This is a genomic window from Loktanella fryxellensis, assembly GCF_900110065.1.
GTDB classification, from domain to species: domain Bacteria; phylum Pseudomonadota; class Alphaproteobacteria; order Rhodobacterales; family Rhodobacteraceae; genus Loktanella; species Loktanella fryxellensis.
In genome coordinates, this window is the sequence record NZ_FOCI01000050.1 from 1 (window position 1) to 6,527 (window position 6,527).

The window sequence follows — 6,527 nt, forward strand, 5'->3', positions numbered from 1 at the left end:
CGCCATCACTCACCACAAGATGTCCATTTATCGATGATGGACATCTAGCTGATACTCCATCCAGTCGTCAGAGCGGGACAACCGGACGGATACGACCCATGTGACGGCTCCGTGGTTGGAGCGACGCGTGGCAGGCCCGAAAAGCGAAGTATGACACTCATGTGTGACACATCGCACCTACACACTGTGTAGGCAATCAAATCAACGGCTTACGGTGATATTGGCTCCGACGGTAGGGATCGGAGGTAAATTTTACCCGAATTGGTAGGTGACTGAAAGATAACGGTTTTTGCGGTCGGTCAAAGTGCCCTTATTGTCGTTTGTGAAACCCGTGTGCAACCGAAGTGCAACTCGCGTGCATCTGGTCGGTCAGCGGAGAATGCCATGGTTCAGCCACCATGTCATGAGCTTTGCCCCGGACAGTAGCCACGCACCGCGTCCCGTGATTAAATGGGCGGAACCGATCACTCTGCTTGGTTCAGCAGCACCCTGAGAGCATCCGCGTCCAACTCCTTCGCCGTCATCAGGGCGTCTGCGACCTGGTTGATGAGGGAGCCGTGCGTCATGATGAGATTCCGCGCAGTCCCTTCGGCGCTGCTTAGGTCCGCCGTCAGCAGGTCCATTGCTTCGCCAGATGAGGTCAAGCCAAGGATGGTAAGGTCGGTCAGCGCGAGGGGCCCGCCGGACCGCATCCCCCAATTAAAGCGCATGTCGATGGCCAGTTGCGTGGCCTGCGTCAGATCGGTCTCGGCGCCGTTGGAGCATGACCCGAGAATCTCGATTTCCGCGGCGCGGCCTGCGAGCAGGACCGCGAGATGATCTTCCGCCACTTGCGTCGTCATGATCGACGGCGTCGGGTATTCGTAGGTCCCACCTGTCGCCGTCATCCGAAGACGATGCGGTGGCGGCAGCCCTAGGGCATGGCCGACGACGGCATGTCCCGCTTCGTGGATGGCGATGCGGCGCGCGTTGTCCGCCGCTTGTGGCGGGGCGATCCGATCAACGGCAGATGTGAGATGTTTCGGCTGCAAGGTGCCTCCTGCGCGCCGTGCCATCGCGCGGGCGTCGCGGACGACGGCGCTGACCTGAGCCCCCGACGAGCCGATCAGCCTAGCAGCGATATTGGCCGTTTCGACAACGTTGGCATCGGGACCGAGCTCGATCTCGAGGATCCGGTGGATCCCTGCCCGGTCAGGGTTGCCGAGGTGAATCCGTCGGTCGAACCGTCCAGGCCGCAGGACGGCAGGATCGACGAGATCCGGAAAGTTGGTTGCGCCAATCAGGACCACGCCAGGCGTATCGTTAAGAACGGAAAGATGCTCGAGCAAACCGTTGACCACTCCGACGATGTAGTCCGACGACCTGCCGGGCCTATCGCGGCGCGTGAACGAGTCCAGTTCGTCGATCAGCATCACGCAAGGCGTCGTCGCGATCGCCTCGACGAACTTGTCAGACAGCGCGCGGAGAAAGTCGCCCTGATGGCCGGCGCGTTGGCAGTCGGCATAGCTGGTCGTGATTAGCGGGATACCAGCCGACCCTGCCAACGCCGCCGCCAGGCTGGTCTTGCCGTTGCCCGCAGGGCCGACAAGACATGCTGACGATGGCACTTGTGACCAGGGGACGGTCCCCGACCGCCACGCGTCAAGATCGGCGAGAATGTCCCTGCAGAATGCTGACGCCTCGGGCGGCAGATAGAGGCGATTAAGCGTCAGCGGGGAAATAGATGTGGTCCCCGGTGCCGGTGCAGCCAATGTCCGGAGCCGCAACAGGATGTCGCGGGCCAGCGGGCGATGAAACGCGTGCTGGATCTGAGCCAAAGGCATCGTGGCCAAAACCGCGTTATTGGGCAACAGGTCGCAGAGGGCGTCATCTTCCAGGCCTCCTGCCCATGCGTGTGTCTGCCGCAGGATCGCGAGCAACATCGCGCCAGACACCGGCGGCAGTATGAGGGATCGCGACACGAGAGGATGGACATCCGACGGCAGGGCGCTGGCGCTCGGCGCCAGCGCGACGATGGTCTTGCCGTCCTCGATCGCCGATCCCAGCCCGTCTGCGAAATCAATTGTCGCACGCGCGTGGTCAGCCCGCGTCGTGCCGCGATGGCCGAGCACCAAGATCTTCACGGTCGCCGGGTCGACGGTCGGTCCTGCCAAATACCCCAGCTGTCGGATGATTGCTGGGAGGTCTCGCCAGACCTCCTGGCGTTGCGCGGGATTGGGTACCAACAAGCAGGTGAGGACCTGCGGTAAGAAAAGTTCCGCGAGTTGCTCCGGCGTCTCGAAGCACGCAGCAAGGCGTGCCCCTAGCAACAGCTTGCGCAGCGGGATCTGTGGCGACCGGCGCTCGGCATCAGTGCCATGCGCCAACGCGTCCGGATCTGATGCTGCATTCAGGATGGCAGCGATCTGCGCGGGCGCCAGCTCCCGGGCACCGGGCACAGCATCATCGCTCTGGCGGCCGAACCTGGCGGGCTTGTGGTCATCCCAGTCGCCTGATGTCGTGACCGGCTGACCCGCCGCGCTGTCGTGGACGTGGATGCGGCTCAGCAGGTCGCGCATGAGCTCAATACTGAAGGATCGTGATGATGCAGGCATTGAGGTGCCTCCTGATGAGGGAGTGGGAGAGGAAGATCAGGCGAGCTGTCCAGCGACCCGCGCCTCGATCTCGTCGAGCATCGACATGATCCGCGGCTCGGCGGCGGGCAGATAGATCTCGGACACGGTGTTGATCGCGTCGCCGTACGCTGCCTTGGGAACCTCCCAATCCAGTCGCTCGCTAAGCAGGTTGCGATGACACCGCTCCTCCTCGCCCCGGGCCAGATGCCCGGTCGGCAGCCTGATTGTGCGGATGACTTCGGTCTCGATCTCTTTTGCGATCCCGAGCTGATGCCGCAGTCGTTTTGCCGGACTCGCGCTGTAGCCGAGCTTGATGACCGGCAGATGCGGAAGGCCGATCCGAAACAGATAGATATATGATGCCTTGGCAGTCCCGCCCGGACTGCATCCGGCACAGGCACAGGCACCCCAGAGCATGTTGCCAACGGAAATGTCCTGAGCTTGTCCGCATTCGTGGCGATAGCTGCGATACCCGGGCTTGCCGTTGCTGGCGGGGCCCGCGAGAACCCACCCGAACCGGTGGGACTGTTCAGCATATCGCTGCTCCCGGCATGTCTCGCAGCTAAGGGCATGGCCGCCATTCGCAGCAGATTCGATCCGCCGTGATTGCCGGCGCGCATGGTGGCCGCAAGAGAGCACAAGGTGAAGATACTTTTGGGTGTCGCGGTCGTATCCGGCAAACCTCGCGCCGAGTTTGTCAACAGCGGTCATCAATCGGTTGTGGATGCAGTGCGGACATTGTGGATTGTTGCTGACGACAACGCTGAAACGTTTTGCGTGATCGAGCCGACAGGCGTCGCACCGTAGTAGGATGTGCTGGTGGTCGATCACGCGACCGACAACACTGAAGCCCTTCGCCTCGGCGGCAGCCCGCCAATGATGGAGCGCCTGATCAGGGCGGATCGGAAGTCGGGCATCAACAGCATGCGCAAAAGGGCGAGTGAAGGCAGAGAAGTTTGCGTCGGTGAATGCTAGAATCCTTCCGGAGATAGGGCTGGGTAAGGGGTGAGGTGCGAGGCGGTGGGTGCTGCGGCGAAGGGGTCGCCAGCGTCGAAGACCTCCGACATCACCCTCGCTGCGCGGGCAAAGTGCGCCCGGACAGATCCAGGGAGCGTCAGGTCGCCCGCGGCAAAAGCAAGCCCGGCGAGATGCCAGAAGTCTTGTCCGGGATCGGTGCCGTCGGAGATCACAAGTGCCAGCAAATCCCCGACAGGAGACGCCCAACGCGGGGCATCGGCCAACACATGCGACAGAACGCGAAGTCGCGACCGGGCTTCCGCCCAATACCGTTCGGCCTCCTCGAAAATCCCGGACAAGGCGGGATCCCCATGGGCACCTTCGAGGAGGGTATCGAGATCATGGGCTGCTGCAATCGTCGCGACGATATCGGCGAGTTTCTCGCAGGCGTGAACTGCTGCTGCGGAAGGATCGGGCCATGGTTCGGGAAAAGTCATCATCTTGGAAGCTTCCAGAGAACAAGCGCAGTGAAAGATGGGAACGTGAGGCGGAATCAACGGGTGTTGCCGTAGTCCGAGAGCTGTCGCGTCAGATCTCGGACAAGAGATCGCTGACGTCTGGCTGCAGATGGCCGGGCTGGCGGATATAGAGGAGAAACGCCGCAACATCCGCGATGAGCTCGACGAGGCGGGTGTCGTGTCCGGGATTCGTCTTGATCGTGGTGCCGATGTCCGAGATCGCATCGGCATCGATCGTGCGCTCATAGATCCCAGACAGCCGGGTCTGAAGGAGCTTCGTGAGCTGATCGCCCACTGACCGCAACGGTGGCGTCAAGGACGGGATGGTGCGGTAGTACGTGACGCTGACCCCCGCCGTTTGCCAGGCCTCAAACGCCTGCACGTGGCGCTCCATCCGAGCGTCGGACGTCGGCGCGACGTGGTGGAGGTAGTCCGCGCGCAAGCCGGCAAAAACGGCATCGCACGCCGCTTCAAGGGCATCGATGGTCTGATCAGCTGAGAGGGCGGACATCTGGATTGCGACAGTATCAGTGAAGGCGAAGTTGGAAAGTGCGGGCATCTGGATCTCCTTGCGGGGTCTGTTCTGGCGACGGCTGCAGGGTTCACCTGCATATCTCAGTGATTGCAATATGGATATCAATATCGCTATTGCAAGTGGGAAATTTGGAAGAGGCCACAAAAAGTGAGGGACGCACGACGCAAAACTGATACTGATATTGCGATCAAGAAGGAGACAACCACCCCAATGGCACCCCCAACACGCAACACGACCGGCGTCCTCGTCCGCCTGCATGCCAATACGCTCGATGCGATCGACGACCTCATTTCCAAAGAAAAGGACGAACCATCAAGGCCCGAGATGATCCGACGCCTACTCAAGGCCGATCTCGTGGCGAAGGGGTATGACGTTAGGGAGTGGTTGGACTGATCCTTCCTCAGAGACTCTGATCTCGGGAGGTGAGAGCGATCCGGCAATCGATAGGGCGGGGAGACGACACTCACATCCCCGATGCTGCGGTGCAAGCCCCTGCAATTCGGTGATCGAATTGGACTCGTTCTGACAGCGGCGTCGAAGAAAACCATCTCGTCACGCCTGGTCAAATCCCTGACTTCCGGCAAAGATAAGAGACCGGACGGGATGGAGCGTGATATTGGCCGACTACTACGACCACCACGCGACGACTTTCATCGCCCCCACGCGCGACGTCGATATGTCAGACGCGAGAAAGCGGTTTGAGTCAGTTTTGCCAGCGCGGAAAAATGGCCCAGCGCGAATCCTTGATGCGGGGTCGGGCTCAGGGCGGGATGCGTTATCTTTCCGGCTCAGCGGCTATGACGTATCGGCCTTTGATGCCTCGCCCGCCATGCTTGCTGCCACGCAGGCGCATGCCGCCGTGCGAACCCGCCTGATGCGGTTCGAGGACTTTGCCTGGGAGCATCCGTTCGAGGGCATTTGGGCCTGCGCATCCTTGTTGCATGTGTCCAAGCTTGACTTGCCCAAGGTCATCGACCGCCTTGCCGCCCATCTCGTTCCGGAAGGCGCGCTTTACATGTCCTTCAAGCAGGGGACAGGCGAGCGGGTGACGGACGGGCGCCGGTTTACCGACCTGACGGGTACCAGACTGGCGGCGATCCTGAGGCGATGTGGCATCTTCGGGGAGCCCGACATCTGGGAAAGCCGCGATCGCCGCCCGTATCGCGCGTCGGAGGTATGGGTGAATGCCATTGTGACGCTAACATGACAGACGGATCGGATGTCTCTGAAGGGTCAAGTAATCCAATCTGCGCGGTGTGCGATGCTGCTGCCAGCGCTATCGTGGAATGCGACGCCCAGACCATCCTGATCCGCCACGGCGCGGGTCTCGCCCTCGCACCTCGCCGTCATGTCGCACGATGGCGGGCGCTCTCGGCGGCAGAGCAATCGGCGCTTGCCGCAAGGATCGAACCCAGCCAAGCTCTTCTCGAGACGGAAGGCACCACCGCGCGGGTGACACTGGTCGAGACTGCTGGCCATGTCCATCTGCGCCTTGATCCGCCATTGGCGGCCCCCGGCCCCTTGCCGGGCACGCCCCATGACCGGCCGCTAATCTCTGGCGGAGAGGATGCCCTACATGACCACCTCCGTCGACTCTGTTGCGCAAATCAGCTGACGGACGGTTTTCCCCTTACCCCAGACGGATTTATGCCACTGCCTTTGTGACGGGGATGCCAAGGGCGGTGTAGCCATTCAGGATAGCGATGCGCACCTGGACCTCCGCGACCTGGCGGTCGAAGTCCCGAGCCATCAGCCGCTGGCCCAGCAGCTTTACACAATGCATCTTTGTCTCGACGCGGCTCCGGCGGTGGTATCCGCTCCAGTTCCGCCAGAGCGCCCGACCCAGACACTTCGATGCGCGGAGCGCATCATTCCTGGCTATGGCACCGGCGGTGGTTGGTT

At 61.7% G+C, this 6,527-nt stretch carries 6 protein-coding genes and 1 pseudogene; 2 read left to right on the forward strand and 5 right to left on the reverse strand.

What is annotated here, in order from left to right:
- Nucleotides 1-464 precede the first annotated feature (464 nt).
- The 4 genes from BMX16_RS16865 to BMX16_RS16880 all read right to left on the reverse strand — a co-directional run bounded on the left by BMX16_RS16865 (nucleotide 465) and on the right by BMX16_RS16880 (nucleotide 4,649).
- Entirely contained in the window at nucleotides 465-2,558 is a 2,094-nt protein-coding gene (locus BMX16_RS16865; protein WP_177174721.1) for an AAA family ATPase, read from the reverse strand.
- Between the two features lie 72 nt (nucleotides 2,559-2,630).
- Nucleotides 2,631-3,446 (reverse strand): hypothetical protein, encoded by an 816-nt coding sequence (locus BMX16_RS17445; RefSeq protein WP_143058091.1) that lies wholly within the window; start codon nucleotides 3,444-3,446, stop codon nucleotides 2,631-2,633.
- A 140-nt stretch (nucleotides 3,447-3,586) separates the two neighbouring features.
- Nucleotides 3,587-4,072, reverse strand: a complete 486-nt coding sequence (locus BMX16_RS16875) for a hypothetical protein (protein ID WP_143058092.1) — start codon at nucleotides 4,070-4,072, stop codon at nucleotides 3,587-3,589.
- An 88-nt stretch (nucleotides 4,073-4,160) separates the two neighbouring features.
- A complete protein-coding gene (locus BMX16_RS16880) occupies nucleotides 4,161-4,649 on the reverse strand; it encodes a hypothetical protein (RefSeq protein WP_089905923.1) in 489 nt (162 codons plus the stop codon).
- A gap of 186 nt (nucleotides 4,650-4,835) precedes the next feature.
- Here BMX16_RS16880 and BMX16_RS16885 point away from each other — a divergent pair, with 186 nt between their 5' ends.
- Nucleotides 4,836-5,018, forward strand: coding sequence for a hypothetical protein (locus BMX16_RS16885; protein ID WP_089905925.1), 183 nt, complete (start codon nucleotides 4,836-4,838; stop codon nucleotides 5,016-5,018).
- Nucleotides 5,019-5,241: 223 nt separating this feature from the next.
- Nucleotides 5,242-5,832 (forward strand): class I SAM-dependent methyltransferase, encoded by a 591-nt coding sequence (locus BMX16_RS16890; RefSeq protein WP_218139946.1) that lies wholly within the window; start codon nucleotides 5,242-5,244, stop codon nucleotides 5,830-5,832.
- Nucleotides 5,833-6,270: 438 nt separating this feature from the next.
- Here the strand turns inward: BMX16_RS16890 and BMX16_RS16900 are convergent.
- Nucleotides 6,271-6,527: pseudogene (locus BMX16_RS16900) on the reverse strand (IS5/IS1182 family transposase); the annotation flags it as partial.

Excerpts from the sequence above, each read along its gene's own strand:
- BMX16_RS16865 (WP_177174721.1), bottom strand. The coding sequence starts at position 2,558 with ATGCGCGACCTGCTGAGCCGCATCCACGTCCACGACAGCGCGGCGGGT.
- BMX16_RS16875 (WP_143058092.1), bottom strand. The coding sequence starts at position 4,072 with ATGATGACTTTTCCCGAACCATGGCCCGATCCTTCCGCAGCAGCAGTT.
- BMX16_RS16880 (WP_089905923.1), bottom strand. The coding sequence starts at position 4,649 with ATGCCCGCACTTTCCAACTTCGCCTTCACTGATACTGTCGCAATCCAG.
- BMX16_RS16885 (WP_089905925.1), top strand. The coding sequence starts at position 4,836 with ATGGCACCCCCAACACGCAACACGACCGGCGTCCTCGTCCGCCTGCAT.